The sequence below is a fragment of the Iodidimonas nitroreducens genome (assembly GCA_000710935.1).
Lineage (GTDB): Bacteria > Pseudomonadota > Alphaproteobacteria > Sphingomonadales > Rhodothalassiaceae > Iodidimonas > Iodidimonas nitroreducens.
On the sequence record BAYV01000023.1, the window covers coordinates 1 to 24,069 of the forward strand.

Here is a 24,069-nt window from a genome sequence, read left to right on the forward strand (position 1 = left end):
CGGTTTCGGTCACCGCCAATGTGGCGCGTTCCGAAGCCGAAGCCGAGCAGCAGTGGAAAACCGGCGGCGCCCTTCTGGGTGAAGAAGCCCGCGAAACAGCCACTGAATCTGCGGCTGAAGGCGAAGACGAGGCCTTTGATACGGAACAATTGGTGCAGGATCTTCTGGAAGAAGAAGAGCGCGCCAATGATGCGAATGCCTGATCCTCTTTCCTGATCCATTTGATCCAGGTTGAAATTAATAAAACAACGAAAGCCTCACTGATTGTTCAGTGGGGCTTTTTTGTTAGGTTCATGCGGCTTATTTTGAATTTAACCATCTAATCATGCATTATAAAAAAATGGAGTTTTAAATAAACAATGGAGGGTCAGCAATGGGCCTGCAGGGCTTATTTTCTCATATCATTCAAAATGGCAGGCTTGATCTTCAGATCGGTACAGGTCCGATCCATCCTATAGGCCATGGCGAAGGGGAGCCGATTGCAATCCATATCAAGGATTTCACAACAGCCAGAAAAATTGCCCTCGATCCCTATCTCAAGCTGGGGGAGGCCTGGATGGACGGCGGACTCGAAATCCGCAACGGCACGCTTTATGATTTTCTTGAACTTCTCACCAAAAATCTAGGTGATCAAGAAGATACGGACCCAGCCTTGCAACGAACATTAAGACTGTTCCGACGCGGGCTGCGGCCTTTTTCTCAATTTAATATTGCGGCCCGCTCCCAAAAAAATGTGGCCCATCATTATGATCTTTCCAATGATTTTTATCGCCTGTTTCTGGATGAGGGGCTGAATTATAGCTGTGCTTATTTCAAAGACCCGAAAGATGATCTGGAAACCGCCCAAATTAATAAGCTGGCCCATATCGCTCAAAAACTGAATATCAGCCCGGGGCAAAAAATACTGGATATCGGCTGCGGCTGGGGCAGCATGGCGCTTTATCTGGCCAAACAATATAAGGCTCAGGTAACCGGCATCACATTATCAACCCAACAGGCTGCACTGGCCCGAAAAAGGGTGCGCGATAGGGGATTGGAAAGCCGGATCGATATCAGGCTCTGTGATTATCGCACCCTCGATGAACAGTTTGACAGGATCGTTTCCATCGGCATGTTCGAGCATGTGGGTCGCCCCTTTTACGCATCTTTTTTCAAGATCATCAACAAATTGCTCTGCCCCAATGGCGTAGCCCTAATCCATCATATCGCCCGCAGCGATGGCCCCGGCGTCACGAACCCCTGGCTTTCTAGATATATCTTTCCCGGCGGTTATTCGCCGGCTTTATCAGAAGTGATGCCCTCTATTGAAAAGGCCGGATTGATTTTAACCGATCTTGAAATCCTGCGTTTGCATTACGCCAAAACATTAAGGCATTGGCGTCAGAGATTTGAGGCCAATCGTGCCGAAATCAGCGCCATGCAAGACGAGAAATTCTGCCGCATGTGGGAATTTTATCTGATCGGATCGGAACTGGCCTTTCGCTATGGCGGCCATGTGGTGGCGCAATGGCAGCTATGCCGCGATCAGCACAGCATGCCCCTTACCCGCAATTATCTTTATGATTGATCAGCGAACCCGGCCCGGCTGCACAAGCTGAACGGTAAAATCGAGCGTCACATCCCCACCCGCCGGAACGGATATCCGCCATCGGGCCTGCTGTGCTGTTCCCTCAATCTGCTCATGGGATTGCTTGATCACCTCCCATGATGGGGCGGGCATCGCCTGCTCGATGGTCACATCGACAGCCGTCTTTTTTTCATTGTGCAGATGATAGCTTTGCCCCACCTCGGTCACTTGGCGCGCGGCACTGTTTTCAATAATCTCATAAGTCCGCCGCAGAGGCTTGATCGTTACATCAAATGCTTTGCCAAGGGAAAGCGACGGCCGCCCGCCTTTAGGCGTGGCCGCGATTTGATCCTCGCCAACAAATACAAGGCCCGCCTTTTCATCATCCTCGTAAAACCGCATCACCCCGGATGGCAAGGGCACGCCGGCCCCCGCATCATCTTCATTGGTAAAGGATAATTCCAGATCAGCGGATAAAGGCTGGTCAAGAGACCGCAGATCATTGGCCCGGTGAAGATAGGATTTAAGCAGTTTGATTTGGGGCAGATCAACAAAACCGACCTGCTTGCTTTCCCCATGTGCCAGGCTGATTTTATGTGGCAGACGATAAAGATAGCGATCCGCCATGGCATCAGGGGCCAGCATCACTGCCGCATCCGCCGCCATCATGCGATTGAGCGCCATGGGCCGGATCGGTTGCATCGCCTCTTTGCGATTGACCTGGCCTGCGATCACGGTGATCGCCGCCGCGTCAAGATCGGCCCCACTGTTATTTTCAAGGCTGATCCGGCCTTTCAAGGCCATCAGGGGATCATCGTCATCCAAAATGGCCACATAATCGGCGGACCAGCGAAACCCGCCCGAAAGATAACTTAAAGTGAGATCCTGCGGCCCCTTTTTCGGCGCAAAAAACTTAGCGGAATAATGGGGCTGAAGCTGAGCATCCTTGGGCAATTGCGGAAAAACCAGACGCCCGGGGATATGCTCAAGGCTTTCGATCCGCCCGGCGATATCGAGCAAAACACCATCCGCAACAGATAGAACACGCGCTTTTTCAATCCGGTCCTCGCCTGTTTTCGGATCGGTGCGATAGATATGCACGCCTTGCCCCAGATAAGCCTGCAAAAGGCCCTCGCGGGTCAGCGTCCGGGCATCATAGCCCTGCTCCAGCATCTTGAAATCATCGGGCTTTCCATGATGATGCAAAAACAGTGACTGCGGCTCGACCATTGCGGTCAACCCCGGCCAGAGCAACACCCCCTCGCCCGCCGGCAGGATTACGCTTCGCCGATCCCGGATCTGCGCCAGATCCTGCTGATAAAAAGTGACAGCCAGATCTGTGCGATCTGCAAAGCCCACTTCAATGGCCAGGTTTTCTTGCGCTTGAACACCAGAATGATGCGCCCAGAAAGGGGCAAAGGCGATCAGCGCCAGCCCTTTCATGAGCGAAAGATGAAAACGTCCTGCGCCCGATCCGACCATCAGAGTCTCCTCGTAAAAAACCACAGCCAAACACGGAAATGTGGTGAAAAGCCGATCCGGGATCAGGCCCCTCCTTCAAAAGGGGATATCGTCGTCGAGATCACCGGAAGGCCCGCTTTGTCCGCCCCCCATATGGCTTCCGCCATAGCTATCGGCACCGCCCTGGCTTCCACTGCCATAATCATTGCCACCCGATGAGCGCGCGCCGCCGCCTTCGCCGCCACGACTATCAAGCATGGTCAGTTCACCGCGAAACCGCTGCAAAACAATCTCAGTGGTATATTTTTCAACACCATCGCGATCCTGCCATTTCCGGGATTGCAGCTGACCTTCGATGAAAACCTTGCTGCCCTTGCGCAGATAATTTTGCGCAACCTTGGCCAGATTTTCGTTGAAGATCACTACACGATGCCATTCGGTACGCTCTTTGCGCTCACCCGATTGCTTATCCCGCCATGTCTCGGATGTGGCAATCGCCAGATTAACCACCGGCGAACCATCCCCCAAAGACCGCACCTCGGGATCACGCCCAAGATTTCCGATCAGCATGACTTTGTTTAAACTGCCTGACATCAAAACCCTTTCTTGTGGAGCCACTTACAATCTTGCCGGTTATGTTAAAGAATTTCTTTTTCCAAAACCAGCGCCCGCCCAAAAATAGCGGCTCAGACCAGTAAGACCGCCATCAAAACCAAAACCAATATGGATGCGATTGTCAGCTTTTTGCTCAGTGATACGAAACCATCAAAGGTCCGCTTCTGCTCGGAAATATCCATTCCACACTCCATCATCATTTTAATAGCTGAACGAAGCCGCTGTTTATAAGAAAAATCCCCCTCAGGAAACCCTCATCCTGCGCGGGGCTGCATTCCTTAAAGACCATAACATCAAAAGCGGATTCGTACCGATACAGAGCCGCTGTGAGACACGAAATCGCTGGCCCGTTCCTGCTCATAGCTGAAGGATATATTGATGCTATCGGTCAGAAACGTAAGCCCGACACCGCCCATAACCGTATCATCAAAAGCAACCGGGGTGCTGCGCAGAAAGCTTTGCCCGGCCTCGCCAAAACGGGCTCGGGTTTCAATCTCATCATCGCTCAATTCAGTGAGATAACCCACCTTCAGGCTGGGCATAAATTTCAGATCATCACCCATGGTGAAAAGGGCGTCGATTGAAGCGGTGGCTCCGGCGCGAAAAGATGTTGTCGTGCGATCATCGACGATGAAGCCAATGCCATTGGAAACGGCTTCGGTATAGCCATCCTCATCCAGCTTGGTGTAATTGGCAACGGCAGCTGCGCTCAATCCATAGCGGCCAAGTTTCGCCCGATAACCAGCCTGAGCGCTGCCGCCAAATTGGGTGGCATTCCAATCCGCTTCCACTGTTCTGCTGAAATTCTCAAAATTGATCAGCCGCGTCCGTTCAAAATCATGAAAAGCAAAGGTGCCCACAGCATCGATGAAAAACCCGCCAGCCGAATAAGAGCCATAAAGACTGAACTGGGTGCTGAGCGTATCGAAATCATCTTTCCCATCAAAATCATCATCAAATTCGCCAATGGTCTGCATGATGCTGATCCCTAAAGCATCAAGCCCGAAAAGCGCCTTATCAACACCAACGGCAAAACCAATGGTTTCCCCATCAAAGCCGATCACATCATCAACCGTATCGCGATTGGCAACATAGCCGATTTCCTGCAACCACATATTCAATCCGCCCTGGTTAACCTCCCGGGTCTGTCGTGCCGTGGCCAAAGCTATACGCGAAGAATTAGCAAATTCCACATCTTTACTATCGCGGAGAGTGGTAAAGCGATGAGAGAGGATACCCAAGGCCATATTCTGACTACTCACAGCCGTATAGCGCGGCAATTCCGAACTTTCGGGCGCGATCTGATCAAGGGCGCTTTCCAAAGCTTCAACCGAAGAGAGATTGGCAATAGCCGCACCCAGTAGATTATCCTGCTGAAAACCAGGGATAGATTGATCAAAAAGTTGGCCACGGCGGTCGCTAAGACCAATTTCCTGAGATGTGCGCTGACGAAGATTGACCACAAGACGATCCTCGGCACCATCGATGAAATCCAAAGATTGCTCGAAAATCACCGATGACAATCCGATCTGAAGATTAAGGCTTTCAAGGCTGTCTTCAAGGAGCAGGTTTTGCGCAGATATCAGAAGAATCGGGATTTCAGATTGTGGAAAAGCAAAGAAATTAGGATCGATGATCGTTCCAGCGCCAATCAAAACATCGCCCGACGCAATCAGAGCCCCATTATTGCTGGCATTCCCTGCAAGGCTAAGGGCCAAAGTGGAGCCTTCAGTGAAGCTTGCCGAGCGGACCTGCACATTAAAGGCATTATTGGTTCTGAATATCGAATTCACGACGCTGAGATCGATATTTTCCCCCAGCAAAGCACCGGAAAAATTCGACTCATTGATCAGCGAAAAGCTGTTATTCCCGGCACCCATATTTAAGGTGCCCCCAAATAAACCCCCATTCATCGCCATGCTATCATTGCCGCTACCCAACAAGATATCACCAATGATCGAGCCATTATTGATCAGGGTCATATCGGATTGCGAGGCCGAGAAATCAGCCGCCACCCGCACGCCATCTGGATTATTGGGGGTATTCACCGTGAGGGTGCCCGTATTGATAAATTCCGTTATTGTCCCGGAAAGATCTCGGATGCCAAAGCCCCTTACAGACGCACCCGCTGCCGCCACCAGAATGGACCCGCGATTGACAAGGCGATCCACACGCCCATTCTCCTCGATCAAAATCGCCGTGGCATCACCCCCGGGGCCGAATGTATCTTGCACCCCATCCGAATTTGCATCATCGCTGGTGCGTGTGGATTGGGCAGTAATCACGCCAAAATTTTCGATCAGGGGTACTTCGGCAAACGACCCGATGCTGATCGTGGTGGCAGCCTGATCGATAGAGGTGCTTTGGATCACCCCGGCCAGATCATTGCGCAGGCCGCCTTCAATGATCGTGCGAAAGATCTGATCGCCCGATTGGGCACCTTCGATGCGCACGGTATTGACAATGAAATCACTTTCCTGGCTATCGGCGCGGATCGTGCCACGATTGAGAAAACCGAAGGCCTCATTTTCCGTGCCAAAGGCACCAAGGGTAACAGCACCAAGGCTGCCATCCGATTTGACGGCCGAAATTTTCACCGCATTGCCTGCCCCACGGGCTGAGATCGTTGCCCCTGTCCCCGGAACGGAATCGGCAATTCCATCATCATTCGCATCAGGATCTTCGGGAATGACCGGCGGACCATTGACAAAACCCCGGGCCACATTGGAAGAAATGAACACCCCGGGCCCGCCGGAAAGCTGCGGCAGAATATTCAGATTATTATCAAATCCCTGATTTCTGCCGGTGGTGACCGCCCCCAGATTCAGCACACTACCCGCCACATCGCCCTCGATCAAAAGGCCGATTTCACCGCCGGAATTGGTGCCCGTGATCTGGCCCGCATTCTCGACATTACCGCTCACCGATCCCCGCACGGCAATGGCGATAGAGTCTTCTCCCAACATCTGGATCGTTCCGGCATTGCGCACAGAACCGATGATGTCGCTCCCCAGATCAAGGCCCACAGACCCGGTCCCGAAAACCTGAACACGACCAGAGCTGGTAAGGTCGATCGATCCCGAAAAGGGACCAGCCCCGCTCAGCCGAAGGCCGACATTCGGCCCCCCGACAAGCGCTTCATTATTATCAAAATTACCAAGAAGGATGATGCTGCCGCCAATCGAAATATCAGAGCTGATACCGTCCGCGCCGGTGCGCACATCCAGCCCCACGCCATCGATCCGATCATTATTGCGGATCGTGCCATTCAATGTGAAATCATTGGAGCTATCCACCACCGCCGCAATGCCATCCTCGATGGTGATTCTGCCGCCCGCAGCGATCACGATATCGGCCGGATTACCCCCATTCACCGTGGATGTGCGGATCGTTTCGGTGCGTTCGTCTTCGATGGTCACTTCCTGACCAAAGGCCGGTCCATATGCGGGGATCGACATCACGAGCGCCAAAGCCGTCAGCGCTGATCCCTTGATAAGGCATGATGTTTGATGGGGAAATCGAAATCCATGATCATGGATCGTTTTATCAGAATTTGGCTTTGCGCCGAGATGATCACTCACAGATTTCAGCTCCGCATTCCTGGTTGTCATAAGATCAGCCTGCACTTTTTCCCTCAGGAGGATCACGTAAAGGCACGACACAGTGCCATGATCTTATCAGAATGCAACAGATGATCTCTCTAAAGCTTGCCCCTCATAATCCGGCTGACCAACAAGAGCAAGGTTCTCGGCAGTTTCATCGGTTAAACGCTGCCGATCCCATAGAGAGCTGCCATGATGAGGGTCGGATCAGGATCGGTCTCGCGCCCGTTTCCCATACCACAAGCTGAAACGACGGGATAAGCGCCTGACGGGGTGCAAATCCATCGACAAAACCATCACCCCCAAAGGAAACATCCAAAAACCCAGAATGGGGAAAAAACCCAAAACGCCCCCAAACAGCAACAAAACTCCGAGGACGATCCGTAGGGCGCGCGAACGAGGCAAACGCCGCTTCATATCCTTCATGAACTGATTGCTTCGGATCTGAAACCCGGACTGCGAGACGCCCTGAGCGGTCTCCTTCTTTTCAGGCAAATCACATCCCCTTTCATCCACCAAACAGGAACGATCAAAGTCCTGCGATCCTCATGCTTTATATTTGATCTCTATGGCCTTTGAGGGGCGAAAAACGAGATGCCATTCAATTTTATATTTGTCCACCATCAGACATGTGACAGGGCATCATTATACACCTATTAGGTGCAATTTAAATTTATTTTTCTTTAATATAAAAGATTTACGATCAAATAACCGGGGTTGGCATAGTCTGGAAGTTGAAATTTTCTTGATTATCTTTAAACTTTACGTAATGTTATCGAGAGATCTTCACCAGTGATAATAAAAATGCTGAATATAACTTCTTCATTTACCAAAAAAATACAGTCTTATCAACATTAAAAGTCTGACATTAAAACAATGCATGGATTGTATTTTCTTTTATATTTTATATATAAACTATAAGCGAAAGGGAGTTGCATGGCGGCTATCGGGGCTTCATTATTATGAGCTATGCTGATGAAAGTACACACGATGTGCTTACTTCACAGTTGAAGAATAAAGATCCCCTGCCCCATCTCCAAAGCAAGAAACCTTTTGCCTTTCGTATTCTTCACAAAATATTTTTGGGATATGTACTTGGCACCATTTCTTTCATATGGCTGTCATACGCTACCTTCAACGGCGTCAATGAACTCGCCCGCATCACCGAAGATGTGCATCGGCATCCCTTTATCGTGAGCAATGCCACCGCTGCCCTTCGCACCGATATCAGCGAAACCAGGCTGTGCCTGATCGGCATCACAGAGGCAGAATCGCAGACGATACTGGAAGCCAAAATCCAGTCTCTGCATCAGGCCGAAAGCCGGATGATGGAAAATGTTGCGCTCATTCAGGAGCGCTATCTTGGACCGCGAGAAGATAGCTTATTGCTCAACAAGATTTTTGACGATCTCCAGAAAAATAATCAGAGCGTTATTGAAGCCGCGATTGCCGGAGATGATAAAATCAGCCGCGAAATTCTCGATGGCAGTGCTGAACAATCGATCCTTATGCTGGCTCAAAAAGTCGATGTCATTCACACTTTTGCCCGGAACATGTCGCAAAATCTGCTTCAAAAGGCCAAAGAAAAAGAGCGCGATGTTCAAAGGCAGATGCTTTTGGCCATCATCCTGGGCGGCAGCATCATGGCATTTGCAGGCTTCATCCTCAATAGCTCGATCACACGGCCGCTTTATCGTCTGCGGTCTTATATGGCGACTTTGATCGAGGGCGATACGAAGAATAAAATTCCCGAACAGGATCGTCGGGATGAAATCGGGGACATGGCCCGCGCTTTGGAGGTTTGCCGTAACGCCCTGGAAAATCGCGAACAGGTGGAAAAGGCGCGACATGATGCAGAGGAACGGGCCCATCTCGCTGAAAAAAATCGCCTCAAAGACCAGCAGGAGGCCAATTTTGCAGCGATGGCTTTGCTCGAAAAACGTGTAGAAGACCACACGCGGGATCTGGCCGAGAGCAATAAAGCCTTGATTGCGGAAATCGAACAACGCAAGGAAGTTGAACTGGCCTTGAAAAAAGCTCTGCGCGATGTTGAGCTTGCAAGCGCTGCCAAATCAAATTTCCTTGCCCATATGAGCCATGAGCTCCGCACGCCCTTGAATGCCATCCTGGGCTTTACAGAATTATTGAAAACGAAAAGCAAGTCTGAAAATAACACTGATATCATCAACGAATATACCGATCATATCGGCACGGCAGGCCATGATTTGCTTGAAATGGTGGATACCATCCTCACACTCACAAACGAAGGCGAGAAAAACCCGAAAATAAAAGCAGATGGCGATTGTGTAACGGTTCAGGATCTGGTCGATGCCGCCATGACTGCCCATGCCGAAGATGCAAAAGAAAAATCCATCGAGATTGAAACCGATCTGACCGAACCCAATAGCCCGCTTCTGATCGACAAGGAAATGCTGAACAAGGCCTTGTCCAATCTGTTATCCAATGCCATAAAATTTTCGCCGAAATCCAGCCCTGTGCTGATTTCTGGCGGGCCAGAAAAACAGCATTATGCCATTCGGATCATTGATCGAGGGATCGGCATCTCTCCCGATCATTTTCATTCCATCATGGAACCTTTTTCGCAAACCGAAAATCCCCTCATCAGGAGCTATGAGGGCGCGGGTCTGGGCCTGCCCCATGCCCGGCGGATAATCGAAAATAATGGAGGCTCCATCGCCATTGATAGCAATCTCGGCGAAGGGACGATCGTAACCATAACCTTACCACTGGCGACAGATACCTAAAGAAATGGCTGATGGGATGGCTGAAGGACGGCTTGTCTTAGAGTCCTGAAAGTGGAGGTCCTGAGCGCCTGGGCATCCTGCCCCTCAGCCTCTTCCCTGAAGGTCGAAATCCTTCAAACCCAGGGCAGCAAGCGCCAAAGTTGCAGCAAAAAGATCAGCCTCGGCCACGGCATAGCGCAGCCGCGCATCGATAGCCCGCACTTCGGCATCGGCCACCCGTTCCTCGCGAATATTCAAAAGAAAAAAATCGCTCTCACCATTCTCAAAACGCGTCCGTTCGGCCTTTTCCATCAATCGGGCCTGCGCCAGTTCAGCCTCGGCAAGTTCCACCAGCCGTGACGACGTTGAGATCGCCGTTGCGATCATCCGCAGTTCGACTTCCAACTGATCCGCCTGCATTTGCCGCTCATGACGCATGCGGGCGATTTCGGCCCTCGCCCGCGCTCTTTGCCCCTCACCCAATCGCGTCTGTAAGGGGATGACCAGCTTCAATCCCAAAATCACATCCGTGCCCTCACGAGTGATGCTGCCATCGCCGAAATCACGTGAAACCTCGAAATCAACATCAAGGCGGGGCTTCAATATATTTTGTGCAAGCATGAGTTCATTCATGCCAGTTTCAAGCCGGGCATCAATCAATCGCAATTCGGGACGCTCATCTAAACGCTGAAGCGCTTCGGAAAGAAGGGCTTCAGCATGGAAAATCTGTGGTTCGGGCAGAGCAGCGCCCAAACGCTCGGCTCCAACGCGTACCGGTTGACGCGCATCGTCACGCAGATAAAGAGAGAGCATCGTGCTTGCATCCCGAAAGCGCTGGTCTGCTTCGGCCATCAGAATTTCCCGGCGAATGAGAATCTGACGATTTTCAACCCTCAGAATTTCAGGGGCATCCCCTTGCGCCACCCTTCTGGACAAAGCCTGATCCCGATCTTTGGCCAAGGCCAGCAAGGTCCGATAAATATCCATCTGCCGCCCCGCGGCCTGCCAGGAATAGAATGCGCGCATGGCTGCTTCCTGCACCGCAAGCCGGGTTGCCAGCAGATCAAGATCTGCGGCACGAATATCGATGGCGCTATTCATGCGCTTCACCCGTCGGGCATCGATTTCCCTGTCACGCAAAAGCGAAAGCGAGACCCCCGCCTTCAATTCACCAAAGCTGTTGGTGAACATGATGTCTTCATAAATCGGAAATTCACCCTCCGAAATTCGGTAGCCTCCATAAACTTTACCGCCAAAATTTTCCAATGGCTTGGTCACCGAAGATTCAAAAGTTTTGCCATCCCAAAATCCCGAAAGACGCTGGCGTGTGCTTTGGGTGGCTTGGGCATCAAAGGCCCCCTGGGCTGCCAGTAAATCCCCGCGCCTTGCGTCCCGCGCGGCCATGGCCGCAGCCACTTGCGGAAAATGCTCGCGCGCGCTTTCCAAAACCTCCTTCAAAGTCAGCTCACTCGCCCGGGCAGACCCTGCATAAATTATGAGCAAGAGGCTGAAGCTAAGGGCTATAGCCCCTAAGACCAGCCTTTGGAAAAAGGCACACACCATCCTCATCATGGGGCTTCACCTATCAATCCGGTGGGCATTTGCGGCGGAAAATTATTCAACCGGCGCCAGATTTCATAACCAACCGAGACTTCATTGAGCAAAACTGTGCCCCGGGCTCCGGCACCCAGTCGGATGAAATGTTCGTCCGGCCAAGGATAGTCGTTTTTATCCTCAATGATCAGCACGCGAAACAGGCCATTGCGCGATGCCACCGGATCAATGAATTGCACGATCCCGCCAAAGGTCCCGACCGCAACCGAAGGCCAGCCGCTGAATTGCATAGTCGGCCATCCTTCAAACATCAGGCGGGCTTTATGGCCGGGGCGAACAAGGGGCGCATCCCGCCCATCCACAAAAAGCTCCACCACGCGCTCGACATTCAAAGGGAGAAAGGTGGCAAGCGCCTGCCCTTCTTTTACCATTGTCGCATTATCTCCGGCATTGAGGGTAAGCACGACACCATCGCGCGGCGCCACGACCGTTTGGCTTTGCAGGCGTGATTGGGTGACTTCAATGCGATTGAGCGCCGCCGCAGCGGATGCTTCGCGGGCCTTCATTTCCTCATATTTGATCCGCGCCGTTTCAAGATCGAGCCGCGAACTCAACCCTTCGGCTTCCAGCCGCTGTTTTCTCTCATAATCGATGCGGGCTGTTTCCCGTGCTCGCCGGGCTGCTTCCAATTGACGTTCGGTTGCGGCGCGTTCGCTTTCGATCCGTTCGATGAGCCGAGGATCATTATCGATCAAACGAACGATGGGATCACCGGCTTTGACCTCCTGACCTTCGCGCACGAACCATGTCTCAACACGGCCTGAGACCATCGCTGTCACCGTTTGCAGGCGATCGCGCGGATCAAGGGTCGTCACCACACCGTTCCCGGCGGCGGTTTGCACCCATGGGGTGAACCACATGAATAAACCGGCCAGCACAAGAAAGCTCATGATCAGCCAGATAAGCAACCTTATGGGCCGAGGAAGGTGAAGGGATTTGAGGGATTTGAAAATATCCCAATCGGATTGAGGAAAGCGATCAGAGTGCATCATTGCGGCTGCTCCTTTTGGACATCGGCGGATAGCGCCTCATCGCTCTTTAAAAATGGCGAAAAGCCAGACGGTTGGTGATGATTACTGAACAAGATCACGGTGGTTTGGGAAAGGCTGGCAAAATGGGTGTGAAGCGCACTCATCCGGTCCGGCGACAGCATGTCGTAGATTTCACCGATCACCAGGATTTTTGGCTGTGCCAGCAAGGCGGCGGCCAATTTGAGTTGCAAAGCTTCGGCTGCGGATAGCGGCCAGCCATTGGATAAAAGCTCGGTATCCAATTGTTCATCCAATGAAGCAATAACATGAGACAACCCAACGATTTGAAGGGCCGCCTCAATCTCTTCATAGCGCGCAGAAGGCCTTGCCAGTTGCAGATATTCAGCAATGGTGCAGGCAATGATTGCCGGGCGATCCAGAACAACGATCTGTTGCCGCAGGGCCATGATTTCGAATTGCCGGATATCCTCTCCGGCGAGCAGGATATGGCCGCGTTCGGGGTCTATATGGCGTTTCAGAAGATTGGTGAAAAGGCGCTGAAAGCGGCTATCAGCCTTATGGGCAACGACCTTGGTGCCTGCCGCTATCTTGAAGTTGAAAGCCGTGTTCTCGCCCCCGAAATTCACTTTAACAGCGGCAAATTCCAGATCCGGAACACGGTCTTCGATGGTTCTTGTGCCCTCATTGGGCTCCAGAGGGGCGCTGAAAACCTGCGATAATTCCTCGATTGAAGCGGCCAGCAGATAAAACTTATCAAGATAAACACTGAATTGAGAAAAGCCGAAAAACGCCGCCGATAAAATAAGCTCAGCCGCAACAAGCTGCCCCAAAGTAAGCTGATTTTCGATCACCAGCCAGCCGCCAATCCCTAAAAGCGCCGCGCTCGCCAAAGCATAAAGCGCCAGCAGGCTGATAGTTTGGGCAAAACTCGCCGAATATTGCTGTTCCTGGGCACGCAGATACTCTGCCCCCAGTCTTTCGGTACGCAAAAGGGCGTGATCCACATGGCTGCGGCGTTTGTAAAATCCATTAGTTGCGGCCAGAGAGCCTAGCCAATGGGCCATGCGATATTTGGCATGGCTCACCTGAACCTGCCCCAGTGTTCCCCTTTTGCCCCAGATCATCCAGATGAGCCAAATGATAAAGCTGTAACCAAGGATCAGGCCAAAGAACAGCGGATGGTAAAATGAGACCACCACAAAGCCGATCCCAGCCTGAAAGACGATGGAAAAGCCACCGATCAGGATTTCCGGCACTGTTTTTTGCAGGACCATGATATCGAAATAGCGATCATAAAGATCGCTGCGGCGGGCTTCCTCGAACCAATCTGTCCGGGCATGAATGGCCGTCATGGCCATTTCCGCTGACAAACGGGCATGGATACGACGGGAAAAGATTTCCATCAGATAAGCCCGCGCCGCCCATAGCCCCCCCGAGATGGACAGGAGGCCAAACAGGCTGAGCGATAAAACCACGACAGGCTGAACAAGCGCCGTATTGGCAACACTATCAACAAGCATCTGCACTGAAATCGGAATGGCAAGGGTCAAGAGGCTGATCACTGTGCCAAGAATAATCGCGGCATAATAAAAACGACGCTCAGGGCCAAGCAGCCAGATCATCCAGCGCCAGATATGTCTGATTTCGGCAGCATCATCCGTCACATGATTGGCCATGCCTTCACCTTTCCGTTCATTCAGATCAACTAGATGGTGCGTCCTTTTTGATTGTTCAAATCAATATTTTCTATGATATAAATAGGAAAATAGCTATGGAAATGAGCAATGCTTCGCCCCACCCTTCGCCAGATTGAATATTTTGTCACCTTGTCGGAATGCCGCGCTTTCAGGGAAGCCGCAACGCGCTTGCACGTCACCCAGCCCACTTTAAGTGGCCAGATCGCCGATCTCGAAGGTCGTTTGGGCACCCGATTATTTGAGCGGGGCCGCTTTGGCGTTCGTCTATCGGCCGATGGGGCGGCACTTTTGCCTCGGGCGCGTCAGCTTCTCATTGATCTTTCAGATTTTTGCAGCGCCGCCAAATCAATGCCAAATATCTTTGCGGGAACGATCCGCATCGGGGTGCCCACCAGCTTAGGGCCCTATCTGTTGCCGAGTTTGGTGCCGGAATTGCATCGCCGCTGGCCAAAGATGAAGCTTTATGTGCGCGAAGATGTGCCCGCCGCTCTGGAACAGGAATTGATGGAAGGGCGCTATGATCTTCTACTCAATTCCCTTGATGGTGCCCCCCATCGATTCGAGATTGAAAGCCTGTTTCACGAGCCTTTGCTGATCGGGCTTGCACGGGATCATCCCCTGGCCTTGAAGGAGTCGCTTAAGGCCGCCGATCTCAAGGGCAGCGCCATTCTCGCCCTTGGCCCCAGCCATCGCTTTCATGATCAGGTCGAACGATTATGTCGGCGCTTGAAAGCACATCTTTTGACTGACTATGAAGGGACCAGCCTTGATACCTTGCGCCAGATGGTTGGCATGGGCATGGGCCTGTCTTTTTTTCCGCATTTTTATGTGCAATCGGAAATGCTCGGGGATCGGGCGATCATCGTTCGCAAGATCACCGATATGCCGATCTCCCGGGAAATCGGCCTGTTATGGAGGAAAAGCGCCCCCGGCGCCGAAGCCTATCGGATGCTGGGCAGCCTGATCCTCGAGCTTTCGGGCCTCGAACGCGCCCCATGAAATCAGGCTCGAAGATCAGTCCTCATCTGTCTGGCTCTCATCCTTCATCGGATCAGTGCTATCGACATCGATTTCGGTATCCTGAGCTGCCTGTGGCGATTCCAGATCCTCGTCTCGCTGATCTTCTGCTTCTTCACCGGGTTCGGGCACCTTGGCCACACTCACCACTTTTTCTTCAGGATCAATACGGAACAAAGTCACGCCCTGGGTATTGCGGCCCGCGATGCGGATATCCTGAATCCCGATCCGAATGATTTTGCCGGCATTGGTCAGCAGCATCAATTGTTCGCTAGTGGTAACCGGACCAGAGGCGACGACCGCGCCATTGCGATCACTGGTCACGATATTCACGATCCCCTGCCCGCCCCGGCCCGTGGTGCGATATTCATAAGAACTGGTGCGCTTGCCATAACCATTTTCGGTGATGGTGAGGATGAATTGTTCGCGTTCGGCCATCCTCTCCTTTTGTTCAGGCGAAAGATCACCCAAAGCCTTTTCATCGTTATTCACGGCTTCATTGTTCTTCCATGCGGCCGCCTTCAGATAAGACTCCCGCTCATCAGCCGTGGCATCCTGCCCATTCAAAATGGACATGCCAATCACCTGATCCCCCGATGCCAGCCGCATGCCGCGCACCCCGGTGGCCGTTCTGCCCTTGAAAACCCGAACATCGCGCACCGGGAACCGAATGCATTTGCCGGAATGGGCCGCCAGCAGCACATCATCTTCCTCGCGGGCCACACGCACCCCGATCAGACGATCATCGGCCCCTTCTTCAAATCGGATGGCGATTTTGCCATTCGAGGGAACATTGGTGAAATCCGACAGCAGATTGCGGCGCACATTCCCGCTGCGGGTGGCGAAAATCACGTTCAATTCGCTCCAGCTTTCCTCATCTTCAGGAAGCGCCATGAGATTGGTGATGATCTCGCCGTCCGTTAGCGGCAGCAGATTGATCAGGGCCTTGCCCCGGCTTTGCGGCGTGCCAAGGGGCAAGCGCCACACCTTGAGCTTATAAACCTGCCCATAATTCGAGAAGAACAGCATCGGCTGATGCGTATTGGCAACAAAAACCGTGGTCAGCACATCTTCTTCGCGGGTGGCCATGGCCGAACGACCCTTGCCGCCACGGCGCTGTTCCCGATAGCTATCAAGCGGCACGCGTTTGATATAGCCGCCATGGGTCACGGTGACGACCATCTCTTCATTGGCGATCAGATCTTCTTCATCAACACCGCTGGCTTCCAGCATGCTGATTTCGGTACGCCGAGGCGTGGCAAATTCTTCGCGCACGGACACCAATTCTGAACGCAAAACCTCATATAAACGCACACGCGAGCGCAGAATTTCAAGAAAGCCGCGGATTTTTTCCGCCAGTTCATCCAGTTCCTTGCCAATTTCATCGCGGCCTAATGCTGTCAAACGATGGAGGCGCAAATCCAGAATGGCTTTCACCTGCACCTCGGTCAGCCGATAGACCGAGCCTTCTGAGCCGGGCATGGGTGGCTCGCCGATCAGATCGAGATAGGGCAGAATATCGGCGGCATCCCAATCGCGCTGCAACAGCGTTTCGCGGGCCACGGCGGGGCTGGGCGCGCTGCGGATAATGGCCACCACTTCATCGATATTGGTCACCGCCACCACCAGACCAACGGCCAGATGCGCCCGATCCCGCGCCTTTCCAAGCTCGAACTTGGTGCGACGGACAATCACCTCTTCACGAAAGGCAACAAAGGCTTTGAGCACATCGCGCAAAGAAAGCTGCTCGGGCCGCCCATGATTAAGGGCCAGCATATTGATGCCGAAATAGGTTTGAACCGGAGTGAAACGATAAAGCTGATTGAGCACGACATCGCCCACCGCATCGCGCTTCAATTCAATAACCACCCGCACGCCATCGCGATCGGATTCATCGCGTAGATCGGCAATGCCCTCGATCCGCTTGGTTTTCACGGCCTCGGCGATTTTTTCGATCATCGAGGATTTATTCACCTGAAAGGGCGTTTCGGTGATGATGATGGCTTCGCGTCCGCGCACTTCCTCGAAATGCGAGAGCGAACGGATGATGATCGATCCCCGGCCCGTTTCGATGGCCGATCTGATCCCGGCCCGGCCCAGAATGATCCCACCCGTGGGGAAATCAGGCCCCTTTACATAGGCCATCAGTTCGGCATTGGTGCTGGCCTCGCCATCGATCAGGGCCAAAGTGGCATCGATCACCTCGCCCAGATTATGGGGCGGAATATTGGTGGCCATGCCCACTGCGATGCCGGCGGCCCCATTCACCAGAAGATTGGGAAAGCGGGCCGGCAAAACCACAGGTTCGGATTCAGAGCCATCATAATTATCGGCAAAATTGACCGTATCCTTGTCGATATCGGTCAAAAGCGCCGTGGCCACCTTCGCCATCCGGGCTTCGGTATAGCGCATGGCGGCTGCCGGATCGCCATCCATCGAGCCAAAATTCCCCTGACCATCCACCAAAGGCAGGCGCATGGAAAAATCCTGAGCCATCCGCACCAAAGCATCATAGATCGCGCTATCGCCATGGGGATGGTATTTCCCCATCACATCCCCCACGATGCGGGCCGATTTGCGATAGGGCTTATTCCATTCATAGCCATTTTCATGCATCGAATAGAGAATGCGGCGGTGCACGGGCTTTAACCCATCGCGCACATCGGGAAGCGCCCGGCTCACGATCACGCTCATGGCATAATCGAGATAAGACGCCTTCATTTCCTCTTCGATGGCAATGCTGGATATGGGACGAGATGGCGAAGACGTGTCAGAGGTATCAGCCACAGACGATGCACCCTTCTAAAGCGATCAGTTGATTTCGTGCGTGAGACAAGAGCAGCTAAAGGCACGGCTCATAGAGACATCGTTGGATAGCAGGCCATGAAGCCTCGTGCGTCACGATAAGGGCTATTGTTAGCAATTGCCCTGCGCACGCGCAAGCGCCGGATGAGTGCCGCAGAATTGTTGGAGAGCTTGATCGAAGATCAGTTGGATTTTCGGCCCAGCTTGCCGATCAGATAATCCAGATTTTCAGTATCCAGATCCTGATCGATCTGGGTCAGAACCCGTTCGATCATGATCTTGCGAAACAAATTACGATCATCTCCACTCGTGAGGCTCATTTCATCGGCAATCGATACACCGATCCGCCCCACATGCTGCAGGGCTTTGGGCATCCCTGCTTTTTCAAAAAGCCGGGGCAGGCCCAGATCGCCCTTGTCATGCACCAATTTCCAGGCATTGGCAGCGGAAATCCCCGCCCTTTTGGCCAGAGCCGCTTCAAAAAAGGTGGTATCGCCCATGCACAAAGCGCGAATGATCAAGGTGGGGGTTAGCCGTCCATGCACATAAAGCTGATCCACCAGAACCAGCACATCCAAAGCCGCCTTACCGGGCGATAGCAGGCTGACCGTGGCCCGCTCCCGGCTTTCCAGCAAAAGATCCGTGGCAACGGACGGTGATAATTCATGATGGGTGACCAGATGATCGCGCAGATTTTCGGTGACCAGCGATACCAGCCGTTCGGCAACGGCCAAAGGCAGCTTCTGGCGATGCGCAAGGGGCGTTTTTACGGCATCGCTGCCCGCATAGGTTTTTAAAACACGTTCAAAAGTCGTGTCCTTGATCTGCGCCCCTTCATTGCCCACAAGCGTGGAGACCACATCTTCATTACCGGAATCCGCCAGCGCATCCGCAATATCGGACGAAACTTCAGCCCGTTTTGCAACAGCGATCTGACGATCGGAATCTGCCGAGCCGATGATTTTTAGAAGATCCTCATCCTTTAGAACCGCCGAATATTCAATGATCGGTAAAGCCACTTCATTGACATCAGAGGCAAGGCTTCGGGCCACATCTGCGGGCAGATCGGGATTATCCTTCAAAGTTTCGGCAAGGGCTTTTCTCACCCGCACTTCGGCATCAAGCACGAAAGCACGAAAAATATCCTCAGCCAGTTCGCGCTCAGGTCCCTTCAGGCTATCGGAGGAGAAATAAGCGCCAACTTTTCTCGCCGCTTCGGCACGATTCTCAGCCGATGGCTCCGCCAATAATTTGGCTACATCGGATCTGGATAAACTGGGGGGCGTGCTCAAAGGGTCAAATCCTCACTGATAACCAACGGCGAAAACCAACAGCGACAACCAAAGGCACAGACGCATCCTGTGCGATACTGAAACACAAGGCTGTTGCCGCAGACTAGATGGCGAAAGGTTAAGTTGCGGTAAAATCGAGCGCAAGAAATATTGCCCTAAAATGATCTTTTTGGCCATCCATTTCCGCTGTCGAAAAAAGAGACAGACCATGAATTTCGTTTGATCTTTTTTGTGGTACAATGGGGCACGACGGCTCATAATAGGCATAAGAACGGCAAAGTTTGAGATCGGCTTTGCCTTTTATTGACTTTGCGCAGTTTTTCCCTATTGTGGCGCGAAAATTTCGCTCATCCGGAACAGGATCAGATGAACGATCTGGGTTCATCCTTCTTTTCCCCAAGCCAAGGCAATATCATTCGCCCATGAGTTTTGAATATCTCGGACTAAGCGATGAACTGTTGAGTGCGGTTCGGGACGCGGGTTACGATACGCCAACCCCCATTCAACGTCAGGCCATTCCTGCGATTTTGCAAGGAAGGGACGTGATCGGCATCGCCCAAACAGGAACAGGGAAAACCGCCGGTTTTACCCTCCCAATGCTGGATATCCTGTCTCAGGGCCGGGCGAAGGCTCGGATGCCGCGCACCCTGATTTTGGAGCCAACCCGCGAACTGGCACATCAGGTTTCCGAAAGCTTCGAGAAATATGGAAAAAATTCCAAGCTTTCGATGGCCCTGCTGATTGGCGGTGTTTCTTTCGCCGATCAGGAAGCCAAGCTTGAACGCGGCGTGGATGTTTTGATTGCCACCCCGGGGCGGCTGCTCGATCATTTCGGGCGCGGCAAGCTGATGCTGAATGGGGTGCAGATTCTGGTCGTTGATGAATGTGATCGGATGCTGGATATGGGGTTCATCCCCGATGTGGAAACGATCTGCCAGAAAATGCCGCAGGCCCATCAAACCCTGTTTTTCTCGGCCACTTTATCAAAAGAAATCAAGCGCCTGACCGATCAGTTTTTGAATGATCCCAAATTGATCGAAGTGGCGCCTCCGGCATCCACGGCTGCAACGGTCAGCCAAAGCATCGCCATTATCGGCGCGCGTGAGAAATCGAAAGCCCTGCGAGAGCTTGTGGCCACCGAAGAGATCGACAGTGCCATCGTTTTTTGTAATCGCAAGGTGGATGTTAAATCCGTTTATACCAGCCTTAAACGCGCTGGCATTGATGTGGGCCAATTGCATGGCGATATGGCCCAGCCTGATCGGATGGACACGCTGGCCCGCTTCAAATCCGGCGATGTGCGTATTCTGATTGCCAGCGATGTAGCGGCACGGGGGCTTGATATTCCCAGTGTCAGCCATGTTTTCAACTATGATGTGCCCAATAATTCGGAAGATTATGTGCATCGGATTGGCCGCACCGGACGCGCTGGCCGCGCCGGTATTTCGGTCACTTTGGCGGTGCCGGCCGATGCCAAGGCCGTTTTGGAAATTGAAAAACTCATTGGTCGCCCGATTGAACGCAAAGCTTTGGAAAGCGTGAAAATCCGCGATCTGAGCGATGAAGCAGAGGGCGCAAAGCCCAAGGGTTCGGCCCGTGGCAGATCGGGCAGCAAGACGGCAAAAAAACCCGCTGATGCCACCTCCGATCAATCAACTGCGGAAAAACCAACGGCCGATGCTTCAGGCGACACATCTGCAAAGGCAGATGACACCCAAAAGGATGCGCCAAAAGCCCGGGCCGATCAGCCTGAAACCTCGGACCAAAGCCAGCCCAAGCGATCCGGGCGGCGCCGCAGCCAATCTGCCAAACCACAATCCGACAAAAAGCCTTCTGAAAAGCAGCAAGCGGATAAGGCGCCTCAGGCGAAAGACGCATCAAGCCAGCCTGAGCGTTCAGATACCCGCGAAAAATCATCTGCAAGCGAGAGACAGGCTTCATCGGATAAAGACCGTCGGCGTTCATCATCGCCGAAAAATCATGATCATCGCCGGTCGTCCCATCATCATGCTCAGGATGATGAACCCGATCATCAGATCGTTGGGCTTGGGGCGCATGTTCCGGCATTTTTGCAACGGCCCGTGCCTAAACGCGGATGAGACCCGAGCCCAAACGCGGATGAGACCCGTGCCTAAACGCGGATGAGACCCGAGCCCAAACGCGGATGAGTCTCTTCCCCTGCTTTATGGCAGGGCTTTTAGGCTATGGTGCTTTTCTGTGCTGATCATCCCCTGATCCGGGCTATGATCTTGGCGTGGAAAGGAATGCACATCATGCTCGATCATCGCCCCGAAGCTCTCAAGGCCCGGAATTTTCAAACCATCGAATTGGCTATCGATGGTCCCTTGGCCCGCATTCGGCTCAATCGACCGGATCGCCTCAATGCCTTGTCGCCTTTGCTTTTGCGCGAACTTCATCAGGCAGTCACCAGCCTTGGAACCGGGGATAGCCGGGCGCGATGCCTGATCATCACCGGTGCCGGGCGCGGATTTTCCGCAGGTGCCGATTTGCTGGCCAATTCAGAAGAAGAGACCGTCAGCGAGGCCGCGCCCCCCGATCTTTCCCGCTCCTTGCGCAGCCTTTATCATCCGCTGATCATGGCCTTGCATGATTTGCCGATCCCGATCATTGCCGCTGTTAATGGCCCGGCTGCCGGGGCGGGCATGAGCCTTGCCCTCACCGCCGATTTCATCCTGGCGGCCCGTTCCGCCAGTTTCATGCAGGCTTTTGTGCAGATCGGCCTTGCCCCCGATGCCGGTTCAAGCTGGGCCTTGCCACGACTGATTGGCCCGGCCCGCGCCGCCCGCCTGATGATGCTGGGGGAAAAGCTATCCGCCGAAGATGCTTTGTCATGGGGCCTTGTGATGGCCGTTCATGATGATGAAAAACTTTTGGATGAAGCTGAAAAGCTTGGCCACAGATTGGCGCAGGGGCCGAGCCAATCCTATGCCGCGATCCGCGCGCTTTTGCGGGCATCGGCTGATCATGACCTGCCAACACAGCTGGAACTTGAGGCCGAAACCCAGAAAAAACTGGGCCAAACAGCAGATTTTATCGAAGGGGTGCGGGCCTTTATTGAAAAAAGACCGGCCCGGTTCAGCGGCCAATAGCGCGGACACTCAAAAGAGCAGAAAGGCCGCGCCCACGTGATTACTTCCCGCGACGATTGTTTTTTTCTGTCAATCTTTGCTTCTGTGTGCGGCGGCCATCCACATAAGGATTTTTCGACGCCCGCAAATACAGCCGCAAAGGCACCCCCGCCAGCCCGAAATCGCGCCGCATCTCATTTTCCAGATAACGCATATAGCTATCAGGTACCCCTGCGGGATGATTGGTGAAAATAGTAAAGGTGGGGGGCCGCGCCTTGATCTGCGCTCCATAGCGCATCCGGGTAGCCCGCCCCTGAACCGCAGGCGGTGGGTGGGATTCTGTGACGGCGGCCAGCCAGCGATTGAATTCCGAAGTCCGAATGCGGGAGTTCCACAATTCATAGGCATCGATCACCGCAGGCATCAGCCGCTCAATCCCCTGGCCGGTGAGCGCTGAAACGGGTACCGTGGTCACCCCCTTCAATTGCGGCAGGGACCGCGTCAAAATATCATTTACGCCCCTTTGAGCGGCTAGGCGGTCTTCCACCTGATCCCATTTATTAAGGGCAATCACCAAAGCCCGGCCTTCTTCCACCACCAAAGAGGCGATCTTGATATCCTGTTTATCCACGCCGCGTTCGGCATCGATCATCAAAACCACGATTTCTGCAAAGCGCACCGCCCGCAAGGTATCGGCAACCGACAGTTTTTCGAGCTTTTCAATCACCCGCGACCGCCGCCGCAACCCCGCCGTATCAAACAGGCGCACGGGAATATCGCCATAATCCCAATCCACCGAGATCGAATCCCGGGTCAGCCCGGCTTCAGGGCCGGTAATCAGGCGTTCCTCGCCCACCAGATAATTGATCAGGGTGGATTTTCCGGCATTGGGACGGCCAATCACCGCCAAGCGCAAAGGGCGTTCTTCGGTAAAAGCGATGACATCATCATCGGCTTCATCATCTTCAAATTCAAAATCCAGATCGCCTTCCACCAGATCTTCGGCAGCATCATCGGTGTCAGACGCGGTGTGTTGCTCCACCGCCCGGGGATCGACACCGATCAGGCGCGCCGTTTCATCGATGGCGGAATAAAGATCGCCCAAACCTTCGGCATGTTCAGCCGACAGGGCCACCGGATCGCCCAAACCAAGGGCATAGGCTTCATAAGCCCCTTCCGTGCCACGCGTGCCTTCGGCTTTATTGGCGACCAAAATCACCGGAATTTTCTGAACCCTGAGCCAGCTTGCAAAATGCCGATCCAAAGGCGTGATCCCGGCGCGGGCATCGATCATGAACAAAACCATATGAGCACCGCCCAAAGCCGCCTCGGTTTGCAAACGCATGCGGCCTGCAAGGCTGGTGCTATCGCCTTCTTCAAGGCCTGCGGTATCAATGATATCAAAGCGCAGATCGGCCAGCTTGCCCACGCCCATGCGCCGATCCCGGGTCACCCCGGGTGTATCATCGACCAAAGCAAGCCTTTTGCCCACCAGGCGATTGAACAAGGTGGATTTCCCAACATTGGGCCTGCCAATGATGGCGATCGTCAGAGGCTGTTTTGACACGTCGTGC

16 protein-coding genes and 1 pseudogene are annotated in these 24,069 nt (G+C 53.1%); 6 read left to right on the plus strand and 11 right to left on the minus strand.

Going from position 1 to position 24,069, the window contains the following annotated elements; genetic code table 11:
- Positions 1 to 203 (plus strand): annotated as a pseudogene (locus AQ1_RS15325) (50S ribosomal protein L9); the annotation flags it as partial.
- Positions 204 to 373: 170 nt separating this feature from the next.
- Positions 374 to 1,567 carry an SAM-dependent methyltransferase gene (locus AQ1_RS09555; RefSeq protein WP_042086664.1) on the plus strand — a complete coding sequence of 398 codons (1,194 nt, stop codon included), beginning with the start codon at positions 374 to 376 and terminating at the stop codon, positions 1,565 to 1,567.
- On the opposite strand, the gene AQ1_RS09560 is transcribed toward AQ1_RS09555, so the two are convergent.
- From AQ1_RS09560 to AQ1_RS09570, 4 genes are all read right to left on the minus strand, one after another.
- Positions 1,568 to 3,049: a DUF4139 domain-containing protein gene (locus tag AQ1_RS09560; RefSeq protein WP_081837246.1), complete on the minus strand. Its 1,482-nt coding sequence runs from the start codon at positions 3,047 to 3,049 to the stop codon at positions 1,568 to 1,570.
- Positions 3,050 to 3,124: 75 nt separating this feature from the next.
- On the minus strand, positions 3,125 to 3,622 hold the full coding sequence (ssb, locus tag AQ1_RS09565; protein WP_042086669.1) for a single-stranded DNA-binding protein: 498 nt from the start codon (positions 3,620 to 3,622) through the stop codon (positions 3,125 to 3,127).
- Between the two features lie 92 nt (positions 3,623 to 3,714).
- Positions 3,715 to 3,825 (minus strand): aa3-type cytochrome c oxidase subunit IV, encoded by a 111-nt coding sequence (locus tag AQ1_RS14895; RefSeq protein WP_150006754.1) that lies wholly within the window; start codon positions 3,823 to 3,825, stop codon positions 3,715 to 3,717.
- A gap of 111 nt (positions 3,826 to 3,936) precedes the next feature.
- On the minus strand, positions 3,937 to 7,101 hold the full coding sequence (locus AQ1_RS09570; protein ID WP_150006753.1) for an autotransporter outer membrane beta-barrel domain-containing protein: 3,165 nt from the start codon (positions 7,099 to 7,101) through the stop codon (positions 3,937 to 3,939).
- A 1,337-nt stretch (positions 7,102 to 8,438) separates the two neighbouring features.
- Here AQ1_RS09570 and AQ1_RS09580 point away from each other — a divergent pair.
- Positions 8,439 to 10,010, plus strand: a complete 1,572-nt coding sequence (locus AQ1_RS09580; protein ID WP_161760538.1) for an ATP-binding protein — start codon at positions 8,439 to 8,441, stop codon at positions 10,008 to 10,010.
- A gap of 84 nt (positions 10,011 to 10,094) precedes the next feature.
- Here the strand turns inward: AQ1_RS09580 and AQ1_RS09585 are convergent, their stop codons facing one another.
- From AQ1_RS09585 to AQ1_RS09595, 3 genes are all read right to left on the minus strand, one after another.
- A complete protein-coding gene (locus tag AQ1_RS09585) occupies positions 10,095 to 11,447 on the minus strand; it encodes a TolC family protein (RefSeq protein WP_161760540.1) in 1,353 nt (450 codons plus the stop codon).
- A gap of 110 nt (positions 11,448 to 11,557) precedes the next feature.
- Positions 11,558 to 12,595 (minus strand): HlyD family secretion protein, encoded by a 1,038-nt coding sequence (locus AQ1_RS09590; RefSeq protein WP_042086675.1) that lies wholly within the window; start codon positions 12,593 to 12,595, stop codon positions 11,558 to 11,560.
- Positions 12,592 to 14,271 (minus strand): ABC transporter transmembrane domain-containing protein, encoded by a 1,680-nt coding sequence (locus AQ1_RS09595; RefSeq protein ID WP_052371176.1) that lies wholly within the window; start codon positions 14,269 to 14,271, stop codon positions 12,592 to 12,594. The genes AQ1_RS09590 and AQ1_RS09595 overlap by 4 nt, the downstream gene beginning before the upstream one ends.
- Positions 14,272 to 14,379: 108 nt before the next feature.
- Between AQ1_RS09595 and AQ1_RS09600 the strand changes: the two genes are divergently transcribed.
- Positions 14,380 to 15,291: a hydrogen peroxide-inducible genes activator gene (locus tag AQ1_RS09600; RefSeq protein ID WP_042086678.1), complete on the plus strand. Its 912-nt coding sequence runs from the start codon at positions 14,380 to 14,382 to the stop codon at positions 15,289 to 15,291.
- A gap of 15 nt (positions 15,292 to 15,306) precedes the next feature.
- On the opposite strand, the gene gyrA is transcribed toward AQ1_RS09600, so the two are convergent.
- The 3 genes from gyrA to AQ1_RS15160 all read right to left on the minus strand — a co-directional run bounded on the left by gyrA (position 15,307) and on the right by AQ1_RS15160 (position 19,791).
- Complete coding sequence (gyrA, locus tag AQ1_RS09605; RefSeq protein WP_042086680.1) at positions 15,307 to 18,096, minus strand: DNA gyrase subunit A; 2,790 nt, start codon at positions 18,094 to 18,096, stop codon at positions 15,307 to 15,309.
- Positions 18,097 to 18,296: 200 nt separating this feature from the next.
- The gene (gene spbR, locus AQ1_RS09610) at positions 18,297 to 19,406 is read right to left on the minus strand and encodes a SpbR family protein (RefSeq protein WP_042086681.1); all 1,110 of its coding nucleotides are present in this window, start codon (positions 19,404 to 19,406) and stop codon (positions 18,297 to 18,299) included.
- A 118-nt stretch (positions 19,407 to 19,524) separates the two neighbouring features.
- Positions 19,525 to 19,791, minus strand: coding sequence for a hypothetical protein (locus AQ1_RS15160; protein ID WP_150006751.1), 267 nt, complete (start codon positions 19,789 to 19,791; stop codon positions 19,525 to 19,527).
- A gap of 37 nt (positions 19,792 to 19,828) precedes the next feature.
- Here AQ1_RS15160 and AQ1_RS09615 point away from each other — a divergent pair, with 37 nt between their 5' ends.
- Entirely contained in the window at positions 19,829 to 21,505 is a 1,677-nt protein-coding gene (locus AQ1_RS09615; RefSeq protein ID WP_042086683.1) for a DEAD/DEAH box helicase, read from the plus strand.
- Positions 21,506 to 21,679: 174 nt separating this feature from the next.
- On the plus strand, positions 21,680 to 22,516 hold the full coding sequence (locus AQ1_RS09620; protein WP_042086745.1) for an enoyl-CoA hydratase-related protein: 837 nt from the start codon (positions 21,680 to 21,682) through the stop codon (positions 22,514 to 22,516).
- A 40-nt stretch (positions 22,517 to 22,556) separates the two neighbouring features.
- On the opposite strand, the gene der is transcribed toward AQ1_RS09620, so the two are convergent.
- A complete protein-coding gene (gene der / locus AQ1_RS09625; RefSeq protein ID WP_313978620.1) occupies positions 22,557 to 24,062 on the minus strand; it encodes a ribosome biogenesis GTPase Der in 1,506 nt (501 codons plus the stop codon).
- Between the last annotated feature and the right edge of the window lie 7 nt (positions 24,063 to 24,069).

Excerpts from the sequence above, each read along its gene's own strand:
- AQ1_RS09555 (WP_042086664.1), top strand. The coding sequence starts at position 374 with ATGGGCCTGCAGGGCTTATTTTCTCATATCATTCAAAATGGCAGGCTT.
- AQ1_RS09560 (WP_081837246.1), bottom strand. The coding sequence starts at position 3,049 with ATGGTCGGATCGGGCGCAGGACGTTTTCATCTTTCGCTCATGAAAGGG.
- ssb (WP_042086669.1), bottom strand. The coding sequence starts at position 3,622 with ATGTCAGGCAGTTTAAACAAAGTCATGCTGATCGGAAATCTTGGGCGT.
- AQ1_RS14895 (WP_150006754.1), bottom strand. The coding sequence starts at position 3,825 with ATGGATATTTCCGAGCAGAAGCGGACCTTTGATGGTTTCGTATCACTG.
- AQ1_RS09570 (WP_150006753.1), bottom strand. The coding sequence starts at position 7,101 with ATGTCGATCCCCGCATATGGACCGGCCTTTGGTCAGGAAGTGACCATC.
- AQ1_RS09590 (WP_042086675.1), bottom strand. The coding sequence starts at position 12,595 with ATGATGCACTCTGATCGCTTTCCTCAATCCGATTGGGATATTTTCAAA.
- AQ1_RS09595 (WP_052371176.1), bottom strand. The coding sequence starts at position 14,271 with ATGGCCAATCATGTGACGGATGATGCTGCCGAAATCAGACATATCTGG.
- AQ1_RS09600 (WP_042086678.1), top strand. The coding sequence starts at position 14,380 with ATGCTTCGCCCCACCCTTCGCCAGATTGAATATTTTGTCACCTTGTCG.
- AQ1_RS15160 (WP_150006751.1), bottom strand. The coding sequence starts at position 19,791 with ATGAACCCAGATCGTTCATCTGATCCTGTTCCGGATGAGCGAAATTTT.
- AQ1_RS09615 (WP_042086683.1), top strand. The coding sequence starts at position 19,829 with ATGAGTTTTGAATATCTCGGACTAAGCGATGAACTGTTGAGTGCGGTT.
- AQ1_RS09620 (WP_042086745.1), top strand. The coding sequence starts at position 21,680 with ATGCTCGATCATCGCCCCGAAGCTCTCAAGGCCCGGAATTTTCAAACC.